This is a genomic window from Streptomyces sp. NPDC030991 (assembly GCF_055571235.1).
This window is the reverse complement of the sequence record NZ_JBVIFR010000003.1, coordinates 436,117-461,719: the sequence shown is the minus strand read 5'-3', so window position 1 is coordinate 461,719 and position 25,603 is coordinate 436,117. Positions and strand designations below refer to the sequence as shown.

At 71.5% G+C, this 25,603-nt stretch carries 23 protein-coding genes; 9 read left to right on the top strand and 14 right to left on the bottom strand.

The genetic code is table 11. The features are described from left to right. Nucleotides 1-38: 38 nt before the first annotated feature. The 10 genes from ACZ45E_RS08210 to ACZ45E_RS08165 all read right to left on the bottom strand — a co-directional run bounded on the left by ACZ45E_RS08210 (nucleotide 39) and on the right by ACZ45E_RS08165 (nucleotide 11,907). Nucleotides 39-1,085 carry a glutamate ABC transporter substrate-binding protein gene (locus ACZ45E_RS08210; RefSeq protein WP_468218025.1) on the bottom strand — a complete coding sequence of 349 codons (1,047 nt, stop codon included), beginning with the start codon at nucleotides 1,083-1,085 and terminating at the stop codon, nucleotides 39-41. Nucleotides 1,086-1,099: 14 nt separating this feature from the next. Further along, nucleotides 1,100-2,569: a hypothetical protein gene (locus ACZ45E_RS08205; RefSeq protein ID WP_468218023.1), complete on the bottom strand. Its 1,470-nt coding sequence runs from the start codon at nucleotides 2,567-2,569 to the stop codon at nucleotides 1,100-1,102. A 158-nt stretch (nucleotides 2,570-2,727) separates the two neighbouring features. Then, nucleotides 2,728-3,714, bottom strand: a complete 987-nt coding sequence (locus ACZ45E_RS08200; RefSeq protein WP_468218020.1) for an N-acetylglucosamine kinase — start codon at nucleotides 3,712-3,714, stop codon at nucleotides 2,728-2,730. Continuing rightward, nucleotides 3,705-4,970, bottom strand: a complete 1,266-nt coding sequence (locus ACZ45E_RS08195) for a 6-phospho-beta-glucosidase (protein ID WP_468218019.1) — start codon at nucleotides 4,968-4,970, stop codon at nucleotides 3,705-3,707. The genes ACZ45E_RS08200 and ACZ45E_RS08195 overlap by 10 nt, the downstream gene beginning before the upstream one ends. Before the next feature lie 8 nt (nucleotides 4,971-4,978). Then, nucleotides 4,979-5,944 (bottom strand): carbohydrate ABC transporter permease, encoded by a 966-nt coding sequence (locus ACZ45E_RS08190; protein WP_468218017.1) that lies wholly within the window; start codon nucleotides 5,942-5,944, stop codon nucleotides 4,979-4,981. A gap of 3 nt (nucleotides 5,945-5,947) precedes the next feature. After that, the gene (locus ACZ45E_RS08185; RefSeq protein ID WP_468218014.1) at nucleotides 5,948-6,883 is read right to left on the bottom strand and encodes a carbohydrate ABC transporter permease; all 936 of its coding nucleotides are present in this window, start codon (nucleotides 6,881-6,883) and stop codon (nucleotides 5,948-5,950) included. Nucleotides 6,884-6,893: 10 nt separating this feature from the next. Then, on the bottom strand, nucleotides 6,894-8,231 hold the full coding sequence (locus ACZ45E_RS08180; protein ID WP_468218012.1) for an ABC transporter substrate-binding protein: 1,338 nt from the start codon (nucleotides 8,229-8,231) through the stop codon (nucleotides 6,894-6,896). Nucleotides 8,232-8,373: 142 nt separating this feature from the next. Continuing rightward, complete coding sequence (locus tag ACZ45E_RS08175; protein WP_468218009.1) at nucleotides 8,374-9,549, bottom strand: ROK family transcriptional regulator; 1,176 nt, start codon at nucleotides 9,547-9,549, stop codon at nucleotides 8,374-8,376. Between the two features lie 363 nt (nucleotides 9,550-9,912). Continuing rightward, on the bottom strand, nucleotides 9,913-11,241 hold the full coding sequence (locus ACZ45E_RS08170; protein WP_468218006.1) for an HNH endonuclease signature motif containing protein: 1,329 nt from the start codon (nucleotides 11,239-11,241) through the stop codon (nucleotides 9,913-9,915). Between the two features lie 237 nt (nucleotides 11,242-11,478). After that, complete coding sequence (locus ACZ45E_RS08165) at nucleotides 11,479-11,907, bottom strand: VOC family protein (protein WP_468218004.1); 429 nt, start codon at nucleotides 11,905-11,907, stop codon at nucleotides 11,479-11,481. A gap of 278 nt (nucleotides 11,908-12,185) precedes the next feature. Here ACZ45E_RS08165 and ACZ45E_RS08160 point away from each other — a divergent pair, with 278 nt between their 5' ends. Next, a complete protein-coding gene (locus tag ACZ45E_RS08160; protein WP_468218001.1) occupies nucleotides 12,186-12,725 on the top strand; it encodes a putative immunity protein in 540 nt (179 codons plus the stop codon). 293 nt (nucleotides 12,726-13,018) lie between these two features. Here ACZ45E_RS08160 and ACZ45E_RS08155 read toward each other — a convergent pair whose 3' ends face one another. Further along, nucleotides 13,019-13,555 carry an HNH endonuclease gene (locus ACZ45E_RS08155; protein WP_324769927.1) on the bottom strand — a complete coding sequence of 179 codons (537 nt, stop codon included), beginning with the start codon at nucleotides 13,553-13,555 and terminating at the stop codon, nucleotides 13,019-13,021. Between the two features lie 272 nt (nucleotides 13,556-13,827). On the opposite strand from ACZ45E_RS08155, the gene ACZ45E_RS08150 reads away from it, so the two are divergent. Further along, entirely contained in the window at nucleotides 13,828-14,904 is a 1,077-nt protein-coding gene (locus ACZ45E_RS08150) for a mechanosensitive ion channel family protein (RefSeq protein WP_468217998.1), read from the top strand. A 125-nt stretch (nucleotides 14,905-15,029) separates the two neighbouring features. Here ACZ45E_RS08150 and ACZ45E_RS08145 read toward each other — a convergent pair whose 3' ends face one another. From ACZ45E_RS08145 to ACZ45E_RS08135, 3 genes are read right to left on the bottom strand one after another with little or no spacing between them, the layout of a single operon-like run. Then, nucleotides 15,030-16,382 carry an FtsX-like permease family protein gene (locus tag ACZ45E_RS08145; protein ID WP_468217996.1) on the bottom strand — a complete coding sequence of 451 codons (1,353 nt, stop codon included), beginning with the start codon at nucleotides 16,380-16,382 and terminating at the stop codon, nucleotides 15,030-15,032. Continuing rightward, nucleotides 16,379-17,104 carry an ABC transporter ATP-binding protein gene (locus ACZ45E_RS08140; protein WP_468217993.1) on the bottom strand — a complete coding sequence of 242 codons (726 nt, stop codon included), beginning with the start codon at nucleotides 17,102-17,104 and terminating at the stop codon, nucleotides 16,379-16,381. Before ACZ45E_RS08140 ends, ACZ45E_RS08145 begins: the two co-directional genes overlap by 4 nt. Further along, on the bottom strand, nucleotides 17,101-17,643 hold the full coding sequence (locus tag ACZ45E_RS08135) for a PadR family transcriptional regulator (protein WP_468217990.1): 543 nt from the start codon (nucleotides 17,641-17,643) through the stop codon (nucleotides 17,101-17,103). Before ACZ45E_RS08135 ends, ACZ45E_RS08140 begins: the two co-directional genes overlap by 4 nt. Before the next feature lie 510 nt (nucleotides 17,644-18,153). Between ACZ45E_RS08135 and ACZ45E_RS08130 the strand changes: the two genes are divergently transcribed. The 7 genes from ACZ45E_RS08130 (at nucleotide 18,154) to ACZ45E_RS08100 (ending at nucleotide 25,527) form a co-directional block, all read left to right on the top strand. Then, on the top strand, nucleotides 18,154-18,366 hold the full coding sequence (locus ACZ45E_RS08130; RefSeq protein WP_324769934.1) for a hypothetical protein: 213 nt from the start codon (nucleotides 18,154-18,156) through the stop codon (nucleotides 18,364-18,366). Continuing rightward, nucleotides 18,363-20,447, top strand: coding sequence for a 4-alpha-glucanotransferase (gene malQ / locus ACZ45E_RS08125; protein ID WP_468217988.1), 2,085 nt, complete (start codon nucleotides 18,363-18,365; stop codon nucleotides 20,445-20,447). The genes ACZ45E_RS08130 and malQ overlap by 4 nt, the downstream gene beginning before the upstream one ends. Nucleotides 20,448-20,493: 46 nt before the next feature. Then, nucleotides 20,494-20,733 (top strand): hypothetical protein, encoded by a 240-nt coding sequence (locus ACZ45E_RS08120; RefSeq protein WP_468217985.1) that lies wholly within the window; start codon nucleotides 20,494-20,496, stop codon nucleotides 20,731-20,733. Nucleotides 20,734-20,891: 158 nt separating this feature from the next. Next, entirely contained in the window at nucleotides 20,892-22,457 is a 1,566-nt protein-coding gene (locus tag ACZ45E_RS08115; protein WP_468217983.1) for an FAD-dependent monooxygenase, read from the top strand. A 38-nt stretch (nucleotides 22,458-22,495) separates the two neighbouring features. Then, nucleotides 22,496-23,758 carry a sensor histidine kinase gene (locus tag ACZ45E_RS08110; RefSeq protein WP_468217980.1) on the top strand — a complete coding sequence of 421 codons (1,263 nt, stop codon included), beginning with the start codon at nucleotides 22,496-22,498 and terminating at the stop codon, nucleotides 23,756-23,758. Next, nucleotides 23,722-24,366 carry a LuxR C-terminal-related transcriptional regulator gene (locus tag ACZ45E_RS08105; protein ID WP_468217978.1) on the top strand — a complete coding sequence of 215 codons (645 nt, stop codon included), beginning with the start codon at nucleotides 23,722-23,724 and terminating at the stop codon, nucleotides 24,364-24,366. Before ACZ45E_RS08110 ends, ACZ45E_RS08105 begins: the two co-directional genes overlap by 37 nt. 153 nt (nucleotides 24,367-24,519) lie before the next feature. Beyond that, on the top strand, nucleotides 24,520-25,527 hold the full coding sequence (locus ACZ45E_RS08100; protein WP_468217975.1) for a DMT family transporter: 1,008 nt from the start codon (nucleotides 24,520-24,522) through the stop codon (nucleotides 25,525-25,527). Nucleotides 25,528-25,603: the final 76 nt, after the last annotated feature.

Below are 25,603 nucleotides of genomic sequence, written 5' to 3'. Positions count from 1 at the left end.
TCTTTCGGATCCCACAACCGGCCGGACAACACGGGGCGTCACTTGTACTTGGGTGCCGGCGGCCCCTCCGACTCGCCGAGCGCCGGCTTCAGCCAGTGGTCGTAGGACTTCTGCCAGCCGCCGCCCGGCTTGCGGTACTCCTCCAGGACCTTGTTGACCCGGCGTACCAGCTCGTCCGAGCCCTTCTTCATGGCGATGCCGTAGTACTCCTTGGTGAACGGCTCGCCCTTGAGCTCCACCGTCGGGTCCTGGGCGGCCTGGCTCGCCGCGAGCGCGCCGTCGGTGACCACCGCGTCGACCTCGCCGAGCTGGAGGCGCACCAGGCAGTCCAGCTGGTTCGGCACCGTCGTGGAGATGTCCGTGTCGGCCGGGACACCGCGGTCCGCCTTGCCCTGCTTCAGCGCCGACTCGGCCGTCGAACCCGCCGCGGAACAGACCCGCTTGCCGCCGAGCGACTCGTCGAACCCGTCGATCCCCGAGGCCTTCGGGGCGAGCACCTGCTGGCCGGTCTGGAAGTACGCGGTCGAGAAGTCGACGTCCTCGAGACGGTCACAGCTGATCGTCATCGTACGGACCACCATGTCGACCTCGCCGCGCTGGATCGCGGGGATGCGCTGGTTGGTGGGGATGGCCTTGAAACGGATCCTCTGCGACGACGGGTCGTCGAAGAGATCCTTGGCGATCTCCCGCGCGAGATCGATGTCGAAGCCCTCCAACTCGGCGGACTTCCGCGTGTTGTTGGGGTCCCGGTAACCCCACCGGTAACTGTTCTGGTCGACGCCGACGCTCAGATAGCCGCGGTCCTTGATGGCCTGCACCGCGCCGCCGCTGTCACTGCCGGACCGGCTCACACTGCGCTCCGGCTCCTTGCCCTCCTCGTCCGGGTCGCAGTCGTCCGCACGGGCCTGCACCCCGGCGGTCAGGCCGCCCGGACCGGTGCCCGTACTCCCGTCGCCCCCGCCGGCGCCGCGCTGCGACAAGGGGAGCAGCAGCGCGAACACCACCGTCAGGGCGCAGGCGACCGCCATCGCCGCCACGCCGCCCCAGCCGCGCATACTCACCGTGCGGACACCTCGCTCATCCATTGCCGCACCCCCTCTCACCGGTACTCCGACAGCCTGCGCCCGACGCCGAGCACCGCGCCGGCGGCGGCCAGCACCGTCAACAGGGCGGCGCCGACGGGCAGTCCGGACATCGCGTCACGCCCGTCGCTCGCGTCGGTGCTGAACTGACGCTGCTCGTGCGCGAGCGCCTTGTCGAGATTCTGGTCCACCGCATCGAAGCACTCACTCGTCGGCTTGTCCTGCTTCGAACCGATGATCTTGTCGAGCGCTTCCTGGTAGTTGCCTGCTTCGTCCTGATCGTGGGCGACCTTGTGGCGCTTGATCCACTCCGTCATACCGGCATTGGCGCCGTCCACCGGCGCGCTGCCCGCGCTGTCGTCCGCCGCCAGCGCGTCCGCCGCCGTCAGCTTCTTCGCCAGCAGGTCCATCTGCTTCTCGAAGTCGACGTCGTACTTGTCCTTGCTCACGCCCTTGACGGTCGTCGTCTCGGCGCCGCGGCTGACCAGCGTCAGGTTCTCGTTGCCCCGCGCCTTCAGGGACGCGATGCTCGCGTCATGCAGCACGTTCAGCGACCGGACCCCGTCGTCGTACGACGAGTCGAGCCCGCTGCGCGCGACCGTGTGCCCCACGACGAGCCAGAGCAGGACGACGACGGAGGCGGCCGTGGCGGCCAGCATCCCGTGGTTGAACACCCGGTTCGTCAGCCGGTAGTTGCGGCGCTGGGCCCAGGCCAGCGCGGCCAGGGCGAGCACACCGAGCGCTATCGCGATCCACGGGTACGGGGTCGCCGCGTCGTAGTCGTCGCGCAGCCGCTCGTTCTCCGTCGTGTAGAGATTCTCCGCCTCCGGGAGCATCTCGGTCTGCATCTTCTCGTTCGCGTACCGCAGGTAGGCGCCGCCCAGCGGGAAACCCTGCCGGTTGTTGGCCCGGGCCCGCTCGACAAGGCCCTTGTACTGCGGCAGCAGCGTGTTCAGCTTCGAGATCGTCCCGGCCGACGGGGAGCCCGGGTCGGTGCTGGCCGCGGCGGTCACGAGCTTCCGCGCGGCGGTACGGATGTTCCTCTCGTACCGGTCGCGCGCGGCGGCGGGCTCCTGGCCACCCGCGAGGAAGCCGCTGGACGCGGCCGTGTTGGCGTCGGCGAGCGAACGGTAGATGTCGGCGGCGTCCGCGCTCAGCGGCTGACTGGAGTGCAGCACGTCGTCGGCGGCGGCCGAGCGGTCCGTCATCTGCCAGGCCGTCGTCGCCCCGAACGCGACGACGAGCAGGGCCAGCACGGCGCCGATGATGCGCAGCCGGCCCGGCTCGGTGGTGGCCGCCGAACGCAGCCGGTCCACGCCCTCCGCCCACGCGGTGCGGCGGACGGGAGCGGGCCCGGGGGAGGGCGCGGGCGGATACGCGGGCGCGTCGGGTGCCGCGCCCCGTGTCGGCTGCGGCGGCACGCTCGGCCTCGTCGGCGCGGCGGGGTGCCCCGGCGGCGCCGCGCTCCCGTTCGGCGGGTATGTCACTCGACCCTCCCCCATGGTCGTACGTCGGCCGCAAGTATCGCTGCCGAGACAGACATCCGCACAGGCATTGACTCGATCTTGTTTGCGGGCCCTCCTCTTGAACACGTGCGGGGAGGGTGTTCGGTTCCCGGAGGCGGGCCGGCCCTACGAGGCGGAACTCACCCCGCGTAGAAGCGCCGCACCCGCCCATGCACCTCGGGCGGAGCCCCGACCGCGTCAAGGCCCAGCAGCGCCGCGCCGAGGACCGGCCGCTCCGACACCACCCGGGGCACCGCCTTCGGAGCCCGCTCCGCGAGCAACGCCGCGATACGACCGTCCAGTTGCGGATGGCGCGCGGCCAGCACACTGCCGCCCAGCAGCACCGGCGCCTCCTCGTCCAGCAGGTCGAGGCGGCGCAGCGCCACCGTCGACATGGCCACCACCTCGTCGGCCATCCGGTCGACCAGCGCACGGGCCACCGGGTCACCCTCGGCCGCCGTGGCGAACAGGACGGGCGCGCACTCGTGCCGCCGGGCCGCGGACACCCGGCCCAGATGCAGAGCCTCGATCAGGGCGTACATGGAGGAGAGCCCGAAGTGGTCGGGGAGCGCCCGCATCAGAGCCGTACGCTCACCGCGGCCGTCCTCCGCCCGTGCCGCGTACCAAAGAGCCTCGTCCGCCAAGCCACCGCCGCCGCCCCAGTCGCCGGATATCTTGCCGATCGCCGGGAACCGGGCGGTCCGGCCGTCGGGGAGCATGCCCACGCAGTTGATGCCCGCGCCGCACACCACGGCGACACCGCGCGGCTCCGCGTCCTCCAGCAGGCCCGCCCGCAGCACCGCGAACGTGTCGTTGCGTACGTCCACACTCGCCCCGGCCGACCAGCCGCGGGCGCGCAGGGCACGCGCCAGCTCCTGCTCCTCCACCGGCAGATCGGCGTTGGCCAGACACGCCGAGACGTGCCCGACCGCCTCGACGCCCGCCTGCGCGAACGCCTGGCCGACCGCGTCCGCCAGGACGTCCACGGCCGCTTCGACACCCACCCTGGGCGGCTGGAACCCGCCGCCGCGGGCCGAGCCGACGACAGTGCCGTCGGCCGCGACCACCGCGACGTCGGTCTTGCTGTTGCCCGCGTCGATCGCGAGCACGCTGGTGCTCAGGCCCACGCCAAGTGCTCCCGGTTGTGCGCGATCAGCTGGTCCGTGAGCTGCTCGGCGTACTCGATCTGACCCACCAGCGGGTGCGCCAGCAGTGCCTTGAAGACGCGGTCGCGGCCACCGCGCAGAGCGGCCTCCAGCGCGAGGTCCTCGTAGGCGGTCACGTTGGCGACGAGGCCCGCGTACAACGGGTCGAGCTTCGGCACCGGCAGCGGGCGCGCACCCTTGCCGTCCACCGTCGCCTGCACCTCGATGACCGCGTCGTCGGGGAGGAAGGGCAGCGTGCCGTTGTTGTACGTGTTGACCACCTGGTGGGGCGATCCACCGCCGCCGAGGAGCGACGCCGCGAGGTCCACGGCTGCCTCGCTGTAGAACGCGCCGCCGCGCTTGGCGAGCAGCGCCGGCTTCTCGTCGAGCGCCGGGTCGCCGTACATCGCCAGCAACTCCCGCTCCATCTCGGCCACTTCGGCGGCCCGGGACGGCTTGGTGCGCAGTTCCCGTACGACGGCGTCGTGCTGGTAGTAGTAGCGCAGGTAGTAGGAGGGCACCACCCCGAGGCGGTCGACGATCTCCCGCGGCATGTGCAGGTCCTCGGCGATCGCGTCGCCGTGCTCGGCGATCAGGCCCGGCAGCAGGTTCTCGCCGTCCGGGCCGCCGAGGCGTACACCGAGCTCCCAGGTGAGGTGGTTGAGGCCGACGTGGTCGAGGTGCACCTCCGAGGGGGCCACATCGAGCAGCCGGGCGAACTTGCGCTGGAAGCCGATGGCCACGTTGCACAGGCCGACAGCCTTGTGACCGGCCTGGAGCAGGGCCCGGGTCACGATGCCGACGGGGTTGGTGAAGTCGATGATCCAGGCGTTCGGGTTGGCCCGGCGCACGCGCTCCGCGATGTCCAGCACGACGGGCACGGTGCGCAGCGCCTTGGCGAGACCCCCCGCGCCGGTCGTCTCCTGGCCGACGCAGCCGCACTCCAGCGGCCAGGTCTCGTCCTGGTTGCGGGCCGCCTGTCCGCCGACACGCAGTTGCAGCAGCACCGCGTCGGCGTCGGCGACGCCCGCGTCCACGTCGGACGTGGTGCGGATGGTGCCGGGGTGACCCTGCTTGGCGAAGATCCGGCGGGCGAGCCCGCCGACCAGTTCGAGCCGGTCGGCGACCGGGTCGACAAGGACCAGCTCCTCGATCGGCAGGGTGTCCCTCAACCGGGCGAAGCCGTCGATGAGTTCGGGTGTGTAGGTCGATCCTCCGCCGACCACGGCGAGCTTCATAACAGTCCTTAGCCCTTTACTCCGGTGAGAGTGACGCCTTCGACGAAGGCTTTCTGTGCGAAGAAGAAGACGATGCAGACCGGCGCCATCACGAGGAGGGTCGCGGCCATCGTCAGGTTCCAGTTGACGCTGTGCGCCGACTTGAAGGATTCGAGTCCGTAGCTGAGCGTCCAGGACGCCGGGTTCTGGGCCGCGTAGATCTGCGGTCCGAAGTAGTCGTTCCAGCAGTAGAAGAACTGGAACAGGGCGATGGCGGCGATACCCGGTTTCGCCATCGGCACCACGATCTTCAGCAGCGTCCTGAGCTCACCGCAGCCGTCGATCTTCGCCGACTCGATGTACTCCTTCGGGATCGTCAGCAGGAACTGACGGAGCAGGAAGATCGAGTACGCGTCGCCGAACGCCATCGGGATGATCAGCGGCCACAGCGTCCCCGAGAGGTGGAACTGCTGGGCCCACACCAAGTACATCGGGATCACGATGACCTGCGGCGGCAGCATCATCGTCGAGATGACCAGCAGCATCGCCGTCCGCCGCCCGCGGAAGCGGAACTTGGCGAGCGCGTACGCCACGGGGACCGCCGAGCAGACCGTCAGCAGCGTCCCCAGACCGGCGTAGATGATCGAATTCTTCCACCAGACCAGGAAGCCGTCCGTCCGGAAGACGGTCGTGTAGTTCTCCCAGTGCCAGGAACTGGGCCACAGATCACCACTCATCGCCTGGTCGTCACTCATCACGGATGTCAGGAAGACGAAGACGAACGGCAGGACGAAGAGGAGCGCTACGGCTATCGCGATGCTGTGCACGGCGATCCAGTTCAGGATCTCCTTGCGCCGGGCGCGCTTGCGGGCGGGCCCCGAGACACTCGAGTGCGGGGTCGCGGACGCCGTCGGCGACGACCCCAGGTACGTAGAAGAAGTGGTGTTCGCGGTGTTCGCGGCGGACGCCGCGTTCGCAGAAGACGCAGTGGTCATGGGTCAGTCCTCCGCCGCGAGCAGGCCCGAGTGCTTGCGCATGAGCAGCATGGTCACGGCCATCGCGATGACGAAAAGGACGAGCGAGAGCACGCACGCCGCGCCGGTGTTGAAGTTCTGGAAGCCCATCGAGTAGACGAGCTGGGGGACCGTGAGGGTCGAGTGGTCGGGGTAGCCGGGCTGGATCACGGAGCCAGGACCGATGGAGACACCGGAGGCGATCTTCCCGGCGACCAGGGCCTGCGTGTAGTACTGCATGGTCTGCACGACGCCCGTGACCACGGCGAACATCACGATCGGGGTGATCGACGGCCAGGTCACGAAGCGGAACTTGCCCCAGGGGCCCGCCCCGTCGAGCTCGGCCGCCTCGTACTGCTCCTTCGGCACGTCGAGCAGCGCGGCCATGAAGATCACCATGAGGTCGCCGATGCCCCACAGCGACAGCATGACGAGGGACGGCTTGGCCCAGGCCGCGTCGTTGAACCAGTTGGGGCCGTCGATACCGATCTTGCCCAGCACCTCGTTGACCGGTCCGGTCGCCGGGTTGAGGAGGAAGACGAAGGCCACGGTCGCGGCGACCGGCGGGGCGAGATAGGGCAGGTAGAAAGCGGTCCGGAAGAACCCGACACCACTCTTGATCTTCGTGACGAGCAGCCCGAGGGAGAGGCCGAAGACGACGCGCAGCGCCACCATGATCACGACCAGCCACAACGTGTTCCACAGCGCCGGGCCGAACAGCGGCATGTCCTGGAACACGTACTTCCAGTTCCGCAGCCCCACGAACGTGGGCGCCTTGATCTGGTTGTAGTGCATGAACGAGAAGTAGACGGTGGCGAGCAGCGGATACGCGAAGAAGGCGCTGAACCCGATCAGCCACGGGGAGAGGAAGCCCAGCGTGCGCAGTCTGCGCCGCGCGGGCCGGGAGAGTGTGAGTGCCATGCGCGGGACCTCAGTTCTGCGACTGCATGGTGTCGGCGTCGATGAGCTTGTCGAGCCGTTTCAGGCCCTTCTTCAGATCCGGGACCTTGCCCGCCTCCTCGGTGTACGAGAAGTCCTGCAACTGCACGACATACATGCCGCCATTGGTCGAGGGCGGCAGCACCTGACTGTGCTTGTTCTTCGCGATGTCGAGGAAGGTGCGGAACGTCGGATCGGCGTCCAGCCTCGGCGACTTGAGCGCCGCCTTCGTGGACGGCACGTTGTGGATGGCGTTCGCGAACCGCACCACCTGATCGGTGTCGGCGGTCAGGAACCGCACCAGCTCCCAGGCGGCGTTCTGGTGCTTGCTGCTGTGCGCGATACCGGCGACCGTGCCGGTCAGATAACCGCGCCCGTACGTGTCGGCCTGGTCGTCGGGGACGGGCAGCGGAGCCACGTCCCAGTCGAAGCCGGCCTTGGCCTCGTTCAGCATGAGCCCGCGCCACTCGCCGTCGAGATGCATCGCCAGCTTGCCGCTGAGGAACGCGTTCTGGTTGGACATCTCATCGCCGAACGAGGTCCGGAACCGCTCCAGGGCGTCGTACCCGCCCTGCGCGTCCATCAGCTTCCCGGCGGTCTTGAAGAACTCGTACGTCGCCGGGTCCTTCGCCAGCCGCGACGTGCCGTCCTTGGCGAAGTACGTCGGACCCCACTGCGCGAACAGCCGGTCGGGGCTGTTCTGGTAGAGCCGGAAGTTCGGCATGAAACCTACACGCTTGTACGAGCCGCCACTCCTGACCGTGAGCTTCTTGGCGTCGGCCACGAACTCGGACATGGTCTTCGGGGGGTGCGCGATGCCCGCCTCGTCGAACGCGTCCTTGTTGTAGTACATGCCGAAGGCGTCGGCGAGCAGCGGCAGCGCGCACTGGTTGCCGTTGTAGCTCGTGTAGTCGAGCAGGGACTGCGGGAACACCTTCTTCTTGTCGAGGCCGGTCTTCCGCATGAACGGGTCGAGGTCGACCCACATGCCGGAGTCGCAGTACTGGCCGACGTTGTTCGTCGTGAAGGACGACACGACGTCGGGGGCCTCGTCGCCGCCGGCGCGCAGGGCCTGGTTGACCGTGGCGTCGCTCACGTTCCCGACGGACTCCACCTTGATGTTCGGGTGGAGCTTCTCGAAGCGGGCGATCGAGTCGTCGATCGCCTTGACTTCGTTCTCGGCCGACCAGCCGTGCCAGAACTTGATGGTGACCGGCTTCGTCGGATCGTCGGCGGCGCTTCCCGTACTCGGGTTGGCACAGCCGGCGAGCATCAGTCCGGCCGCGGCGAACACCACGGGGGCGCGCAGCGGTATACGCCATCGGGGCATGGCGAACGTCCTTTACGTGTGCGGGGAGGGAGAGGGGCGGGGAAGGGGCGGGGAAGGGGTGGGGCTACGGGGAGAGGGAGGGGTGGGGACGGGGAGAGGGGATGTGGGCGGGGGCGCGGGTGGGAGGGGTGAACGGCGGGGGTCAGGCGCTGCTGGTGTCGAAGACGGCGTCGCGGGCCTGGGTGAGGGCGGTGCGCAGGGCACCCGTGAGGATGGGGTCACCCGCGAGTTCACTGACGCGCAACTGCGGGCGGGGCAGGGCGAGTCCGGTCAGCTCGGCCTCCACCCGTTCCCGCAGGGCGTCGCCGCCGGCCTTGGCCACCTGGCCGGAGAGGACGACCAGTTCGGGGTCGACGACGGCGACCACCGCGGCGAGACCCGTGGCGAGCCGGCGGGCTACCTCGTCCAGGACAGCCTCGTCGCTGAACGCTTCGGGCAGCGTGGCCGCGCCGCCCGCTAGTTGGCGTACGGCCGGTGCCGCCACCAGACTCTGGAACCCGCCACCTGCGTCGGTGCGGGCGAGAACGGCGTCGCCGCCGCGGGCCAGCGGCGCGCCGGGCAGCGGCATGTAGCCGATCTCACCCGCACCGCCGGTCGCGCCGCGCAGCAACACGCCGCCGAGGACGATCGCGGCGCCGACGCCCTCGTCGACGTAGGCGAGGACGAAGTCGTCATGGTCCTGGGCGGCGCCCTCGTACTGCTCGGCGATCGCGGCCAGGTTGACGTCGTTCTCGATGGAGACGGGCGTGCCGAGGACCTCGGCCAACTCGGCGCGCAGGGTGCGGGAGTGCCAGCCGGGGAGGTGCGGGGCGTAACGGAGCTGGCCGGTGCCGGGGTCGATGGCGCCGGGGGTGCCGATGACGGTGGCGGTCAGGTCGTCGTGGGTGAGCGCGGCCTGGCGGAGGGCGCCGTCGACGGCCTCGGTGACGAGCTGCGCGGTGCGGTGCCGCACGTCCTCGGCCACGGCTTCCGCCTCGATGCGGCACCGGCCGCACTCGGCGCCGGTGATGTCGGCGACCACGGCGGTGATGCCGGTGGGGTCGGCGGACAGGGCGGCGACGTGGGCTGCGGCGGGGCGGATCTCGTAGAGGACGGCGTTGGGGCCCGGGCGGCCGGTCTGGCTGCCGGTCGTCCGTACGAGTCCGGCGGTTTCCAGGCGGCCGAGGATCTGCGAGGTGGTCGGCTTGGAGAGACCGGTGAGCTCGCCGATCCGGGTACGGGTCAGCGGGCCGTGGGCGACGAGGAGGTCGAGGGCGGCCCGGTCGTTCATGACCCGTAGCACGCTCGGGGTGCCGGGGGTGCCAGCCGTACCGGCCATGGGGCTGCCTCCTCGTGCCGCACTGTTAGGAAACTTTCCTATTGGATGCGAGGAACGTAAGGCGGGGGTGAAGGAGCCGTCAATAGGGGAAGGGGAGCGGGCAACCAACTCGTTACTTCCGCTCGGAGGGAGGGGCGGCTGGCTTTCGCTCGGAGGAGGGGCGCGGGTGCCGCCCACTTCCCGGGGCCCCTCCGCTGTCTCCCCGACTGCCGCTCCCTCTCACGCGGGCGTGCCCGTGCCCCGCTGCTCCCCGCATTCCCACACCCGTCTGCCCCCGCCGCCTTCCCCCCCCGTCTCCCTCGCGGCCCCCATGCGCCCCGCCTCCCCGGCGATTCCCCCAACACTCCCCTTTGCGGAGTTCGTTCACTCCCGGTACCGGCGGGGCGTGTTGGTGTGCACGTGACCAGTAGGGGTGGTCCAGGTGGTGGTGCCTGTCGCGCTGTCGCGGGTGACCCGCCAGCCCTTCCCATGAGTCTTCAACCGGTGATGGCGGCGGCACAGCGGCTGCAGGTTCTCCGGCACCGTCTGCCCGCCCCGAGCGGGGTCGGCGTGATCGAAGGGCTGGACGTGGTCGAGATCGCAGCGGTATGCGGGCATGTGACAGCTCGGGAAGGCGCATTCGCGGTCGCGCGCCGTGACGTGCCGGGCCGTCTCCGCGGTGGGGGTGTACGTGGTGGGGTCGGTCTTGATCAGCTGCCCCGTCTTCGGGTGGGTGAGCAGGCGGCGCCAGATCGTGCCCGGGGCGAAAGCCAGCTCTCGGGCTTGCCCGGCGGTGATGGGGCCGTAGCCTTGCAGCTCGGCGGGCTCCTCGTCGGCGCCGAGCAGCGTGTCGAAGCCCACCGTCACCTGCACCACGATCCTGGACGATACTGAACGGCCGGTCTTCTGCGGCTGGTTGACCACCAGGTCGTACAGGGCGTCGGCGCGTTTCTGGGCCAGGGTGCGCCCGTCGTTCTCGTAGGTGGCTGCCTGCGCGTCGACGCTCTGTTGCATCCGGACGGTCTGCTCGGCGGGCAGCAGCGCGCCGTAGAAGGCCATGCCGTCCTCGTGCGGGTAGTGCACTGTCTCCCGGTCCCGCCGCCGCTTCTCATGGCGGGAGCGGGCGCCGTCCGGGTCGGCTTTCAGGATTGCCCTGCGCACGGCCGCCCGGGTCTGCCCCGCTGCCTGGGTGGGCATCTTGTCGGCCAGCATCGTTTCCACGTCGCCCGCCGTCGCTGCCGGCAGCGCCTGGCAGAGTTCCGCCATCGCCCGGGCCTGCTGATAGGAGATGTCTCCGTCGGCGAGCAGGGCCAGTGTCTTCGGGTGTCGCTTGGTGAGCAACCCGGCTGTCTGCAAGCGTTGTTCGGCGGTGGAGTTGGCCAGTCGCAGCGCGCAGGCGACCTCTGCCGCAGCCCAGGTCTCCGCGTCGGCCGCCGCCTCGGAACCGGCGTTGTGCTCTGCGGCCACGGCTGCCGCCGCGGCGATGGCGGTCAGCAACTCGGCCTGCATCGCCTGCAGCCAGGCGATGTGCCGCTCCGTGACGGCCAGCGCATCCACCCGGCCCGCCGGCGACAGCCCTTCCGGTTTCAGCCCGCCCAGCATCGCCGCCGTCTCCGGCGCGGGTGGCACCTGACGCAACGCGGCTGCCAGCGCATCCGCGCCGAGGGGACCGTCGTGTGCCGAGGGTGTCTCCAACTCTGCCGTAATGGTCATGCCGGTCCCCCCTCGCGTCGATCAACCGCCCGTCCTCACCCCTCCACCATCCGTCACTCTCCGTGATAGCGCCAGGTCGTTCAGGTAAATGAGAGGAAAGATTCCGGATGCTCAGCCCTTCGAGCGAACCTTGACCGCAACGGGAACGAAACGGAACGCAACGACGTGCGGAAGGACGGAAGTGGCAGGAAACGGAACGCCGTGGTGAGCGGAACGGCGTAGGGAAGGAGCGGAAGCTCAGTCGATACAGAACTCGTTGCCCTCGATGTCCAGCATCGGGATGCATGAGTCATTGCCGTCGTACAGCGTCTGCACGTGTACCGCGCCGAGCGGGACCAGTCGTGCGCACTCCGCCTCAAGCGCGGCGAGACGTTCCTCGCCTACGAGTCCGGTGCCGACCCGCACGTCAAGATGTACTCGGTTCTTGACGGCTTTCCCCTCGGGAACGCGCTGGAAGTACAGGCGCGGGCCCACGCCTGACGGGTCGACGCAGGCGAACCACGCGTCCTGCTCTTCACGTGGTTGCGCGCGCTTGAACTCGTCCCAAGTGGCGAACCCCTCCGGTGGCGGCGGCACGACGTACCCCAACACCTCGCACCAGAAGCGGGCGAGGCGCTCAGGTTCCGCGCAGTCGAAGGTGACTTGGAACTTCTTGATCGACGTCATCAGGTCACCGTATGGGCGCGTACTGCTCCGCGAAACCCCGATCTGAGCCTGTGGCCTCATCCTTATCAGGGATGCGCTCTAACCATGTGTCCGCGCGGAGGCCAGGCGCCTCGCATCAGCTGTCTCGGTCGCCTTCTTCAGCAGCCCAGCAGCTCAGCAGCCCAACCGCCCAGCAACTCCCAACCACGCCCGCGCGTCCGCCCAGCAACCCTCAGCCGCCCCGCCCCCCGGCGTACCCAACCGCCCCAACCCCCACCAGCGGCGTGAAAAATAGGCCCATGGCTGCGGAAGCGAGCGAGATCGTACTGAGCAAGCAGGACCTTCGTGAGGTCGCCGGGTTCGCCGCAGCCTGTGCGGAGACCGTGCTCGGAGTGTTCGAGGCCGACCAGCCGGGCGACTCGCGGCCTCGGGACGCCATCAGTGCCGCGTGGGAGTTCGCCCGGGGCGGCGAACGGGGCAAATCTCTGCGCGATACAGCGTCGGCGGCCCTCAAGGCGGCCAAGAGCGCGGACACTCCGGCTGCGCGTGAGGCGGCGTGGGCGGCGATGTCTGCCGCGGGCTCCGCCTACCTGCATCCGCTGGCCAAGGCCACCCAGGTCAAGCACATTCTCGGCGCCGGGGCCTATGCGGCCAGAGCAGCGGAACTCGTCGCCGACGACGAGCGGAGCGTTGGTGCCGAGCACCTGGCGCGGGCAGTGCGTCGTGCGACGCCGGCCGTCGTCGACGTGCTCCAACGGTTTCCGGCAGCGCCGAGTGGCGGAGGACGGGTCGGTGAGTTGGTCCGCGCGCTGGACACAGGTCTCCGTACGCGCGCCTGACCTGAGGTTTCGATAGCTCCCGGTTTGACGCCCACGGAACACGCCCGCCAGGACCAAGAAGCACCAGCCCGCACAAGAGGCACCCCGAACCCATCGGCCGGCACCCGGAACCCGTCGACCGACACCCCGAACCCAGTGACCGACACCCCCGCTGGGCCGCCGGTCACCAAGAACGAGGTGCGGAAAGCGTCACCAAAAAACCGAAAACCGAAAACCGAAAACTGAAAAACCGAAAACCGAACACCGAAAACCGAAAACCGAAAACCGACAAACACGGAGACCCGGATCGAGTGTCAGGCGGAAACGCCTTCGATCCGGGCCAGTGCCTCGTCCGCGCCGAACGGCTGCAAATACGGCAGCCAGCGCGGATCGCGATGTCCGGTCCCGATGATGCGCCAGGCCAGACCCGACGGCGGGGCCGGTTTGTGGCGCAGGCGCCAGCCGATCTCCACCAGGTGGCGGTCGGCCTTGGTGTGATTGCAGCGGCGGCACGACGCCACCACGTTGTCCCAGGCGTGCAGACCCCCGCGGCTGCGCGGGATCACGTGGTCGACGCTGGTTGCGACGCCACCGCAGTACATGCACCGGCCGCCGTCGCGGGCGAACAGTGCACGCCGGGTCAGAGGAACGGGCCCCCGGTAGGGGACCCTGACGAACCGCTTGAGCCGGACCACGCTGGGAGCGGGGACGGTACGTGTCGCGCTGTGCATGAAGGCGCCGGACTCCTCGAGGCACGTGGCCTTGTTCTCGAGGACGAGTACGAGCGCGCGGCGGAGCGGTACGACGCCAAGCGGCTCGTACGACGCGTTGAGGACCAGGACATGCGGCACGGATGCCTCCTTGTACGCCGGCGGCGCGTGGCTCGCGCCGGGACGATCTCGTAGCCAGTCTCCCCTCAGGGCTGGTCGTGGCGCCACCATGTCCACGTAACGGCCTTGGAGTGTTTTCGACCACACATCCCTCATCCCCAGGTGAGCACGGTCTCTCCCTCGAAGATGACAACGATCCACACACAATGCCCCGTTAGTGTGGTGAGTCTGCCCGCTCCTGTCCCCGAGCTGTCCCGAGCGCGGGCGGATGGCTACGCCTGGAGGTACCTGCCGTGATCTTGTCCGTCCTGTCGGCCGCGGGGGCGAGCGGATCCTCGCCCGACTCCCCGCAACCCACCCTCAAGGACGCCCAGGAGCAGGCCGGACAGGCCGCGAGCTGGGTCGAGCAGAACTGGTCCACCTGGCTGGGCATCGGGCTGCGGGTCCTGTTGATCATCGTCATCGCCTGCGTGCTGCGCGTCGCGATCCGGCGGGCCATCACCAAGCTGATCGACCGGATGAACCGTACGGCGCAGGCCGTCGACGGCACCGCGCTCGGCGGGCTGCTGGTCAATGTGGAGCGGCGGCGGCAGCGTTCGCAGGCCATCGGTTCGGTACTCCGTTCGGTCGCCTCCTTCCTGATCATGGGTACGGCCGCGTTGATGATTCTCGGCACGTTCGAGATCAATCTGGCGCCGCTGCTCGCCTCCGCCGGTGTCGCAGGGGTCGCGATCGGCTTCGGTGCCCGCAACCTCGTCACCGACTTCCTCTCCGGCGTCTTCATGATCCTGGAGGACCAGTACGGGGTCGGGGACACCATCGACGCGGGCGTCGCCTCCGGCGAGGTCATCGAGGTGGGCCTGCGCGTCACCAAGCTGCGCGGCGACAACGGCGAGATCTGGTACGTGCGCAACGGCGAGGTCAAGCGCATCGGCAACCTCTCCCAGGGCTGGGCCACCGCCGGCGTCGACGTCACCGTCCGCGCCGACGAGGACCTGGACCGGGTGAAGGCGGTCCTCGGTGAGGCGGGCGAGGCCATGAGCAAGGCCGAGCCGTGGAACGAGATGCTGTGGGGCCCCATCGAGGTGCTCGGCCTGGACAGCGTGCTGCTCGACTCGATGGTGGTCCGCGTCACCGCCAAGACCATGCCCGGCAAGTCCCTGACCGTCGAGCGCGAGCTGCGCTGGCGGATCAAGCGGGCTTTCGACGAGACGGGCATCCGGATCGTCGGCGGCGTGCCGGTGCGGGTGGACGGCGAGGCCGCCCCGGACCCGACGGCAGGCATGTCGGCGCCGTCCGCGTACGCCTCGACCACGTCACCGCAGTCGCTGGCCGCCTCCCCGATACCGCCGACGAACATGTCCAAGTAGCGGCAGCCCAGCCCAGCCCAGCCCCGCCCCAACCCCCGAGCCCGGCCGCCCCTCGAATCCGGCCGCCCCTCGAATCCGGCCGCCCAAACCCGGCGGCCCCCAAAGAAGCGCCCCCCCCGCCCCCCTCAGACCGTCCGCAACCCCGTAGCCCGCACCGACCGTCGCAGCAGCGGGAGTGCCGTGGCCGAGGCCAGGAGGCAGGCCGCGTAGACGGCGACCGGGACCAGCAGCGGCGGCGCCCAGGCTGCGTCCTGCCCCGAGGCGACGGCGTATGCGAGGTGGATCGCGGTGCCGCCGAGCGCGGCCAGGGCGAGGGCGAAGGCCAGCGGCAGCGCGGTCTCCAGGAGCAGTGCCCGGGTGAGGATCCGGCGCGGCACCCCGGCGGCGACCTGCGCGGCGAGCGCGCGGCGCCGGGTGGAGAGGGATTCGGCCGTGCCCACGGCGAGCGCGGCGAGGCTGATCAGGAGGGCGATCAGGACGGCGGCGGCGGTGAGGTCGAGGCCGAAGGTGTAGTAGTCCATCGGGGCGGCGGTGCTGCCGGTGCGCCGGATGTCGTTGAGGTCGTCGATGAGGACCTGGCGGACGCCGGCCAGGCCGACGCCGACGACGGTGACGAGTACGACCGCGGCGTGGCTGCGGGCCGCCGCCCACGGGTCGTCCTGGAGGCGGGCGGCGGCGAGGAGCACGGCGGGGTTGTCGGTGCGGGCCGCGAGCCGCCGGCCGATCGCCCGGGCGGACGCGCCGGCGACCTGGATGGCGCCCGCGCCGGTCAGGACGACCGCGCCGACCACGAAGACGGGCAGCCCCGCGGCACCGGTGCGGGAGCCGTGGGTCATGAGCAGCGCGACCCCGGCGACGACCACGAGCGCGGGCAGCAGCAGCCCGGTCAGCGCCCGGGGTCCCCGCCGCGGGCCCGACCGGCGGACGTGCCCGAGGGGTGAGGCGATGACGCGGCGCAGGGCGACGGCGCTCACCAGCGCGGCGAGCACGGGGATCGCCGCGGCGACGAGGACGAGCCCCGGCCAGGTGATGCCCGGCGGCGCCCAGCCCACGACGGGGAGGGCGGCCGCGAACACGGCGATCCCGGCGAGCGTCCCCGCCAGGCAGGCGAGTCCCACTTCCAGGGCCGCGATCCGCCGCACCTGCTTCGGCCCGGCGCCCGCGAGCCGCAGGCCGGCGAGGCGCCGGTCGCGGTGGACGGCGCCGATCCGGGCGCACTGGCCGAGGAAGCCGAGCACCGGGACCAGCAGGAGCAGCAGCCCGGTGACGATGCCGTGCCGGGTGCCGGGCTGGTTCAGGAGGCCGTGGCCGTACGAGAAGGAGGACTGCCCCTGGACGCTCAGGAGCGCGACGGCCGCGGAGGCGAACCCCGTCGCGACGGCGGCGCCCGCCGCGGTGAGGGCGGCCCTGCGCCGTTCCAGCCGGTCCGCGCCGCTGGTCAGCAGCCAGGCGAGGCGCAGGTCGGAGGTGACGCTCATCGCGTCACCTCCGACGACGGCGTGGTCGCGGTGGAGCCGGGGTCCCCGAAGGGCCCGGGGGTCTCCTGCACCACCCCGTCGCGCAGGCTCACCTCCCGGTCCGCGTACGCCGCCACCTGCGCCTCGTGCGTCACCAGGACCACGGCCGTGTGCGTCTCGCGCACCGTGTGGACCAGGGACGTCAGGACCTGTTCGGTCGCGAGGGTGTCGAGCGCGCCGGTCGGCTCGTCGGCGAAGACGACCTTCGGCTCCGTCACCAGCGCCCGGGCCAGTGCGACCCGTTGGGCCTGGCCGCCGCTCATCGCGCCGGGCCGCAGTTCGCGCTGGCCGCGCACTCCGAAGCGTTCCAGCCAGGCGTCGGCCTCGTTCTGTGCCGCCGCGCGGGGGCGGCCCGCGAGCAGCAGCGGCAGGGCCACGTTGTCCAGGGCCGTCAGCTCCGGGATGAGCTGGCCGAACTGGAAGACGATGCCGAAGTCCGTCCGGCGCAGGTGGCTCAGCCGCTCCTCGTCGTAGCCGTGGAGCGGGGTGCCGTCGTACGTCACCGTGCCCGCGTCGGGGCGGACGATGCCGGCCAGGCAGTGCAGCAGCGTCGACTTGCCGCTGCCGCTCGCGCCCGTGACGGCGAGGATCTCGCCGGTGCGGACGGCGATGCTCGCGCCCCGGAGTGCGGGCGTGCTGCCGTACGACTTCGTGAGTCCTTTGGCGGCCAGGAGTGTGTTCATGTTGCGGTGACCTCCGCGGTCAGGGTGGCGAGCCGGGCCGCGGTGGTGGTTATCCAGCGCAGGTCGGCGTCGAGGTGGGCGAGGGCGTAGTCGGCGGAGAGGACGGTGGTGAGGTCGGCGCCGGGGTCGCTCTTGACGGCGGTCAGCTCCCGCATGCGGGCCATGTGCGCGGCGCGCTGGGACAGCAGGTGGGCGGCGGGGTCCGTGGCCTCGTCGGCCATCAGGATGGTGACGACGACCTTGGCGAAGATCTCGTTGGCGACGTGCGGGGCGGGTGGGGTGATCTCCCGTGCCCAGCCGAGGAGTTCGTCGCGGCCGTGTGCGGTCGCGCGGTAGAGGGTGCGTTCGGGTCCGCCGTCGGAGTCGGTGCCCTCGACCTCCACGAGGCCGTCGCGGACGAGGCGTTGCAGTGTCGTGTAGACCTGCGCGTAGGCGAGGGGGCGGGCCTGCGGGAACCGTTCGTCGTGGCGTCGCTTCAGGTCGTAGCCGTGGCGCGGACCGGATGCGAGCAGCCCGAGCAGGACATGGCGGGTGCTCATGCCGGTGAGTATGTACTGCGTATATGTACTGAGTACATAGCCAGGCGGCGACCTGCACAACCGGGGGAGAGGGTTCCGGTCACCTCACTCCGCGACCGGCGCCGCTCCCGCCGCCCTGCCCAGCGTCCCCGCGATGGCCGCGACCGCGACGCCGACCGCCCCCTTCCTGCGCCGGAACTGCACGGCGACTCCTCGATCGACGGGGTCCAGATGGTCAACGTGTTGGACGTGTCCCAGGCTGGTGACCGAGCCCACCACTGTCCGGTTCGGAGGGTCGACGTCCGTGGCCGTCGTGCCGCGAACGCCCTGACGGGAGGGGTGCGGCGGCCGCAGGTCTTCCGGATTTCCGCGCCGCCCGCCCCCGATCTTCCCGCCGTCCGCGATGTGACCAGCAACACGTTGTCCGCCCGTTCAGGTCTGCCTTCGCGCCCGCTGGGTAGGACTTCGGACTCCTGACACGTACGAGTACAACGAGCAGCCCCCTGTAGAACTCTGATGAAGGAGGCCCCTGTGGCCGCATCGGCACACCTTCTGCTCTCGGCCCTCTCCAAACAGGCGGACACCGCGACGACCGGCGCCGACACCACCACGTCCTCCGCCGAACCCCCGCTGACCAGCGAGCCCTGCTTCGCGGACTACGCCCCGCTGACCTCAGAGCCGCCCCTCACCGACGCGGCCCCCCTCACGTCCGAGCCCACTCCGAGCGGCCTGGCCGCGGGATGAGCCTGGCCCGGCTCGCCGAGCTGTACGGCGTCGCCACCTCCTACTCCCCGTCGCCCGGCACCACCGTCCGCGCCTCCGACACCGCCGTCACGGCGGCGCTCGCCGCGCTCGGTGTCGACGCCGGCACACCGCGGGCCGTACAGGAGGCGCTGGACGCGCGGGAGGCGGAGACGGCGCGGCGGCTGCTGCCGCCGACCGTGGTGTGGTGGCTCGACGAGCCGCGGCCCCCCTGGCTCGACGGGCTCCCCGAGGGCACGCGCCTGACCCTGGCCTCCGCGTCGCCGGGCGACCTGGCGGGCGAGTGGACGTACCCGCCGCCGAGCGGTGCGGAGAAGGACCCGCCACCGGGCGTGCACCTCCTCACCGCGGAGACGGGCACCGGCGCCACGGCGACCGCCTACCTGATCGCCGCCCCGCGCAGGGCCCCGCTGCCGCCCGAGCGCACGCACGGCCTCCTGGTCCAGCTCTACTCCCTGCTCTCCAGCCGCTCCTGGGGCATGGGCGACCTCGCCGACCTCGCGGACCTGGCCTCCTGGTCGGCCCGCATCCACGGCACCGGCTTCCTCCAGGTCAACCCGTTGCACGCGGCAGTGCCCCGCGGCCCCGACATCGGCACGGACCCGTCCCCGTACCGGCCCTCCTCCCGCCGGTTCCCGGACCCGGTGCACCTGCGGATCGAGGACATCCCCGAATACGCGTACGTCCCCTCGCGGACGAGCGAGGCCGCGCGGCTGCGCGACGCCGTCCTGCGCGACGAGGGGCTGATCGACCGGGACGCCGTGTGGGCGCTGAAGCGGGAGGTCCTCGAAGAGGTCCACGCCGTACCGCTGACCCCCGGCCGCCGCGCCGCCTACGAGGAGTTCCTCGCCGACCAGGGCGCCGCCCTCGAGGACCACGCGACGTACAGCGCGCTCGCCGAACGGCACGGCCCCGACCGGCACACCTGGCCGGCCGGTCTGCAGGACCCGCGCTCGCCCGAGACGGCCCGCGCGCGCCAGGAGCTGGCGGACCGCGTCGACTTCCACCGCAGGCTCGCCTGGCTCACCGACACCCAGCTGGCCGCCGCCCAGCGGACCGCGCGCGACGCGGGCATGCCGATCGGGCTCGTCCACGACCTCGCCGTCGGCGTGCACCCCGGCGGCTCCGACGCGTGGGCGCAGAGCGACGTCTTCGCGCACGGCACGAGCGTGGGGGCGCCGCCGGACGCGTTCAACGCGCTCGGCCAGGACTGGGGCCTGCCGCCCTGGCGCCCCGACCGGCTCGCCGCGACCGGCTACGCGCCCTTCCGCGACCTGCTGCGCAACCTCATGCGGTACGCGGGCGCCGTCCGTATCGACCATGTGATGGGCCTCTTCCGGCTCTGGTGGATCCCCGAGGGCGAGGCGCCCACCGAGGGCACCTACGTCCACTACGACGCCGAGGCGATGCTCGCCGTACTGCTCCTGGAGGCGTCGCGGTCGGGGACGTACGTCATCGGGGAGGACCTGGGCACGGTCGAGCCGGGGGTACGGGAGCGGCTGCGCGAGGCCGGGGTGCTCGGCACGTCGGTGCTGTGGTTCGAGCGTGACTACCCGCCCGGGGGCGACGGCCGGCCGGTGCCGCCCGAGAAGTGGCGCACCGACTGCGTCGCCACCGCCACCACCCACGACCTGCCGTCCACCGCGGCCCGGCTCTCCGGCGACGACGTACGGCTGCGCGAGCGGCTCGCGCTGTCCACGGCGTCGCCCGCGGAGGCGGCCGCGGAGATCGCCGACTGGCTCGCCGTCTTCGCGCGGCTCGGCCTGTTGCCGGACGGCACCCCCGACGAGGAGGAGGCCGTCCGGGCGGTGCACCGTTTCCTGCTGCGCACCCCGGCCCGTCTGGTCGGCCTGTGGCTGCCCGACCTGGTCGGCGACCGGCGCCCGCAGAACCTGCCCGGGACCTGGATGGAGTACCCGAACTGGCGGCTGCCCGTCGCGGACGCCGCGGGCCGCCCCGTCACCCTGGAGGAGCTGACGGCCTCGCCCCGCGCGCACGCGCTGCTCGACGTGTTCACGGGCTCAGCGGGGACGGCCGGGCGGCAGGAAGGCGGGCTCCAATAGGCCCCCCGGGCGCGCGCGTCGCCGGAGCGTTCGCTACGTTTGCACCGTGGACAAGAAGAACGCCCTGCGCGCCGGCGCCCTGGCCTCCGGTACGACGCTGATGATGCTGCTCATGTCGTCCCCCGCGCTCGCGCTCACGCGCGACGACGGCGACGACCCGGGTAACGGCCTGAGCGTGATCGATACGCTCGGTCTCTACGTGGCCGCCCCGATCGTCCTGTTCCTGGTGATCGCCGGGCTCGTGACGCTGGGCGACAAGTCCCGCAAGCGGCCGAAGCAGGGCTGACCCGCACAGCTTCCCCGTCGAGGGCACCCGCCGCGCACTTCGCCGCGGTGGGTGCCCTCGACGCGTTCTCACGGCCTCTTCCTTGTTGCCGGAGCGGCGCATCACCATGGGGGCCTCGATACGGGCGTCGCGTCGAGCCACAGCCGCAGGAGGCCCTCATGACCGGCACCGAGAACCAAGCCACCGACCACGGCACGGAGAACCACGGTACGGAGAACCACGGCACCGAGAACCAAGATGCCGAGAGCCGAGCCATTGACCCCGGCACCCCGCACGGCCGTTCCGTCATCGTCGTCGGCTCGGGGCCCACGGGCCTGCTGCTCGCCGGGGACCTCGCCGTCGCCGGTGTCCCCGTCACCCTCGTGGAGCGGCGCCCGCGCGGGATCAGCAACCTCTCCCGCGCCTTCGTCGTGCACGCCCGCACCCTGGAGCAGCTCGACGCCCGCGGCCTCGCCGACGAGATCGAGGAGAAGGGGCAACCGCTCGACCGGCTCCGCCTGTTCGGCGGCCTCTCCATCGACCTGAGCACGCTGCCGTCCCGCTTCAACCACCTCCTCGTCGTCCCGCAGTACGAGGTCGAGAAGGCCCTGGAGCGGCGCGCGGTCGAGGCCGGGGTCTCCTTCGCCCACGAGACCGAGGTGACGGGCCTGGTCCAGGGCACGGACGGAGTCACCCTCCAGGTGCGGCGCACCGGCGGGGAGCGGGGGCCGCGGACCGAGGAGCTGAGCGCCGCCTACGTCGTCGGCACCGACGGCATGCGCAGCGCGGTACGGGACGCCGTGGGCCTGCCCTTCCCCGGCACCTCCGTCATCCGCTCCGTCGTCCTCGCCGACGTCCGCCTCGCCGAGCGGCCGGAGAACCTGCTCACGGTGAACGCGGTCGGCGACGCTTTCGCCTTCCTCGCGCCCTTCGGCGACGGCTACTACCGCGTCATCGGCTGGAACCGCGCCCGGAACGTGGCCGACAGCGAGCCCCTCGACCTCGACGAGATCAAGGAGACCACCCGGCGCGCCCTGGGCCACGACTTCGGCATGCACGACGCCCGTTGGATGTCCCGCTTCCACAGCGACGAACGCCAGGCCCCCGCCTACCGGGTGGGCCGCGTCCTGATCGCGGGTGATGCCGCGCACGTGCACACGCCGGCGGGCGGGCAGGGCATGAACACCGGACTCCAGGACGCCGCCAACCTGGGGTGGAAGCTCGCGGCGGTGGTCAACGGCCGTGCGGAGGACGCCCTGTTGGACACGTACGAGGCCGAGCGGCACCCCGTCGGCAAGGCCGTCCTGCGCAGCAGCGGCGGCATCGTACGGATGGCGATGGCGAAGTCCCCGTGGACGCTCGCCGCCCGCGCCGGCCTCACCACGGTCCTCGGCCGGGTCCGTCCCGCCCGCACCCGCGCCGTCGGCCAGGTCACCGGCATCGGCTTCGCCTACCCGGCCCCCCGGGGCGCGCACCCGCTCGTCGGCAGGCGGGTGCCCGACGTGGCGCTGGCCGGCGGCACGCGGCTCTACGAGGTGCTGCGGGCCGGGGAGTTCGTGCTGATCCTGCCCGCGGGGACGGAGTACAAGAGCGACGGGATCCAGCTCGCGCACTGGGCGAGCGACCGGCGCACCAGCCTCCTGGTGCGGCCCGACGGATACGCGGCGTGGGCTGGGGGCTCGGTGAATGGGGGAGTTATCTCCACCGACGTGCCCGGGGAGTTCGCCACATACTCGTTGCGGTAGGCCGGACGGGCACCGGACGAACAGGGGAGCTGGGGGACATGAAGCGGGTCGAGGCGCTGCGGCGCTGCCATCGGTTGTGGTGGCTTTCGCTGGTGGCGATGCACTGGTCGACGATGGTCCATCTCGCGGTGTGGACCCCGGTCCCGGGGCTGCTGCCGCGGGCCGCGGCCGGGATGCGCCGCCTCGTGGACCGCGAACGGGCCCTCGCCGCCGAGTGGTCGGGCATCACCGTGGAGGCGACGCCGGGCGCCCCGGCCGGCCGGGGGAAGGAGAGCCGCGGCCTGCTGGCCCGCTACCGGTGGCTGTTCGGCGACGCGCAGCGGTTCCGCGAGTGGCGGTGGACCACGATGTACTCGCTGGTCGGCGGCGCCATCGCGGCGGTCCCCGGCCTCCTCGTCCTGTACGGCCTGTGGGGTGTCTTCCTCGCCGTGTTCGGCCCGTACCTGGTCAGGGACGCCGGCTGGGACGGCCTCTGGTACACGTTCGTGCCCGTCCGGAACGTGCCGACCGGGCTGATGGCGGGCGTCCTGGGCCTCGCCGTCGGCAAGGCCGGGCTCTGGCTGGCGCCCGGCACCGTCGACCGGCACGCCCGCTTCGTGCGGGCCACGCTCGCCCCCAGCGAGCAGGAGATCATGGCCGCCCGCATCGCCCATCTGGCCGCCACCCGGTCCGACGCCGTCGACACCTCCGCGGCCGAACTGCGGCGCATCGAGCGGGACCTGCACGACGGCGCGCAGGCCCGCCTCGTGGCGATGGGCATGACGCTCGACGCCGCCGAGCACCGGCTCGCCGAGGACCCGGAGGCCGTGCGCGCCCTGCTCGCCGAGGCCCGCGCCTCCTCCGTCGCCGCCCTCCAGGAGCTGCGCGACCTCGTCCGCGGCATCCATCCGCCGGTCCTCGCCGACCGCGGACTCGCCGACGCCGTACGGTCGTTGGCGCTGCTGAGCCCGTTGGACGCGGAGGTCACGGTCGACCTCGACGGGCGCCCCGACGCGCCTGTGGAGTCCGCCGTGTACTTCGCGGTCGCCGAGGCCATGACCAACGCGGCCAAGCACGGGGACGCCGAACGGCTGTGGGTCGACATCGGCTACGACACCGCTCGCTCGGCCCTGCGAGTCAGCGTCACCGACGACGGGCCCGGCGGCGCCGACCCGGTCCGGGGTGGCGGACTCGCCGGCATCGAGCGCCGCCTGGCCACCTTCGACGGCGTCCTCGCGGTCAACAGCCCGGTCGGCGGGCCGACCCAGATCTCGCTGGAGGTGCCGTGCGCGTTGTCGTCGCCGAAGACCACTTCCTGCTGAGGGACGGTCTCGTCCGGCTCCTCGGCGCGTACGGCCACGAGGTCGTCGCCGCGGTCGACAACGGCACCGAACTGCGCGAGATCCTCGTCGAGGCCCGCCCCGACGTCGCGGTCGTCGACGTACGCCTGCCGCCGGACTTCAGCGACGAGGGGCTGCGCGCGGCGCTCGCCGCCCGCCGACAGGTGCCGGGCCTGCCGGTGTTGCTGCTCTCCCAGTACGTGGAACCCCTGTACGCGCACGAGTTGCTGGCGGACGGCGCGGGCGCCGTCGGTTACGTCCTGAAGGACCGCGTGACGAACGGCGGCGAGTTCCTGCGCACCATCGGGCAGGTCGCGGGCGGCGGGACCGTGATGGACCCCGAGGTCGTCTCGAAGCTGTTCGCCCGCAAGGTCCGCGACCGGAAGCTCGGTTCGCTGACCGCCCGAGAGCGCGAGGTCCTCGGGATGCTCGCGCAGGGACGCTCCAACGCCGGTGTCGCGGAAGCCCTGTTCGTCACCGAGAAGGCCGTGGCCAAGCACATCGGCAACATCTTCACCAAGCTCGGCCTGCTCCCCGGCGAGAGCGACAACCGCCGGGTGCTGGCCGTGCTGGCGTACCTGGAGGGCTGAGCGGCCCGGGAGCAGCTCGTTCAGCCCGGCTCATTCGGGAGGAACCGTTCAGTTCAACTGAACATTAACTCCGGAAAGTTTCGATGGACGTGATCGGTCGGGTCCTGCGACGGTGGCTCCGTACCCGCAGACGCCCCGCACGAGAGGCCCCCGATGGCTGTCCTGGACCGCACCCGCACCCCCGTCGAGCCGAGCGCCGCCGCCGCCCGCGCGGCCGGCGGGCTCGGCGCCGGGCTGGCTCTCGCCGCGCTCGCCACCGTCGTCTGGTCCGGCAGCTTCGTCACCTCCCGCGCGCTGCACGACAGCGTGCCGCCGGTCCAGCACGCGTTCTGGCGGTGGATCATCGCGATCGTGGCGCTCGCCCCGTTCGGGATGCGGGCCGCGTGGCGCGAACGCGCGGCGCTGCGACGTCACTTGGGTTACGTCACACTGGCCGCGCTGCTCGGCGTCACCGTCTACAACACCCTCGTCAACCAGGCAGGACTGACCACCTCCGCCGGCAACATGGGCATGATCATGGCGGCGTCACCGGTCCTGATGGCGCTGTACGAACGGCTCGGCGGGGCCCGCCTGGGCGCCCGCCGGACCACCGGCACCCTCCTGGCCTGCGCCGGGGTCGTCCTCCTCGTCGGCCACGGCTCGCCCGCCCCCGACCTCGCCCCGGGCGACCTGTGGGTCGTCGCGGCGGCGCTCTGCTTCGGCTCGTACAGCGCGCTGCTGCGCCGCAGGCCGACGGAGATCGGCGGCGTGGCGTTCCTCTTCGCGACGTTCGTGCTGGGCGCGCTGATGCTGCTGCCCGCGTACGTCGTGAGCGTGGCGGTGCAGGGCGGCTTCGAGGTCCGCCCGGGAACGGTCGGCCCGCTGCTGTACGTCGGCGTGGTCTCCTCCGCCGTCGCCTTCTTCGCCTGGAACAAGGCGATCGCGCTGGTGGGCGCGGCCAGGGCGGGCGCCGTCTACTACCTGCAACCGGTCTGCGTGGCCCTGCTCTCCTACGCCGTGCTCGGCGAGGAGATGGGCGGGGCCCGGCTGCTGTGCATGGGGCTGATCCTGGCCGGCGTCGTCCTCGCCTCGGCGGCGCGCGGGTCCAAGGAGTGCGGGTCCAAGGAGCGCCGGTCCAAGCTGCGTCGATCCAAGCAGCGCCGGTCCAAGCAGCGCCGGTGAGCTTGCCGGACCGGCAAAAAAGGTCTGCCGCGCGGACCCGGGAGGGAGAGGATCGGGGAACCGCAGAGCCGCGCAC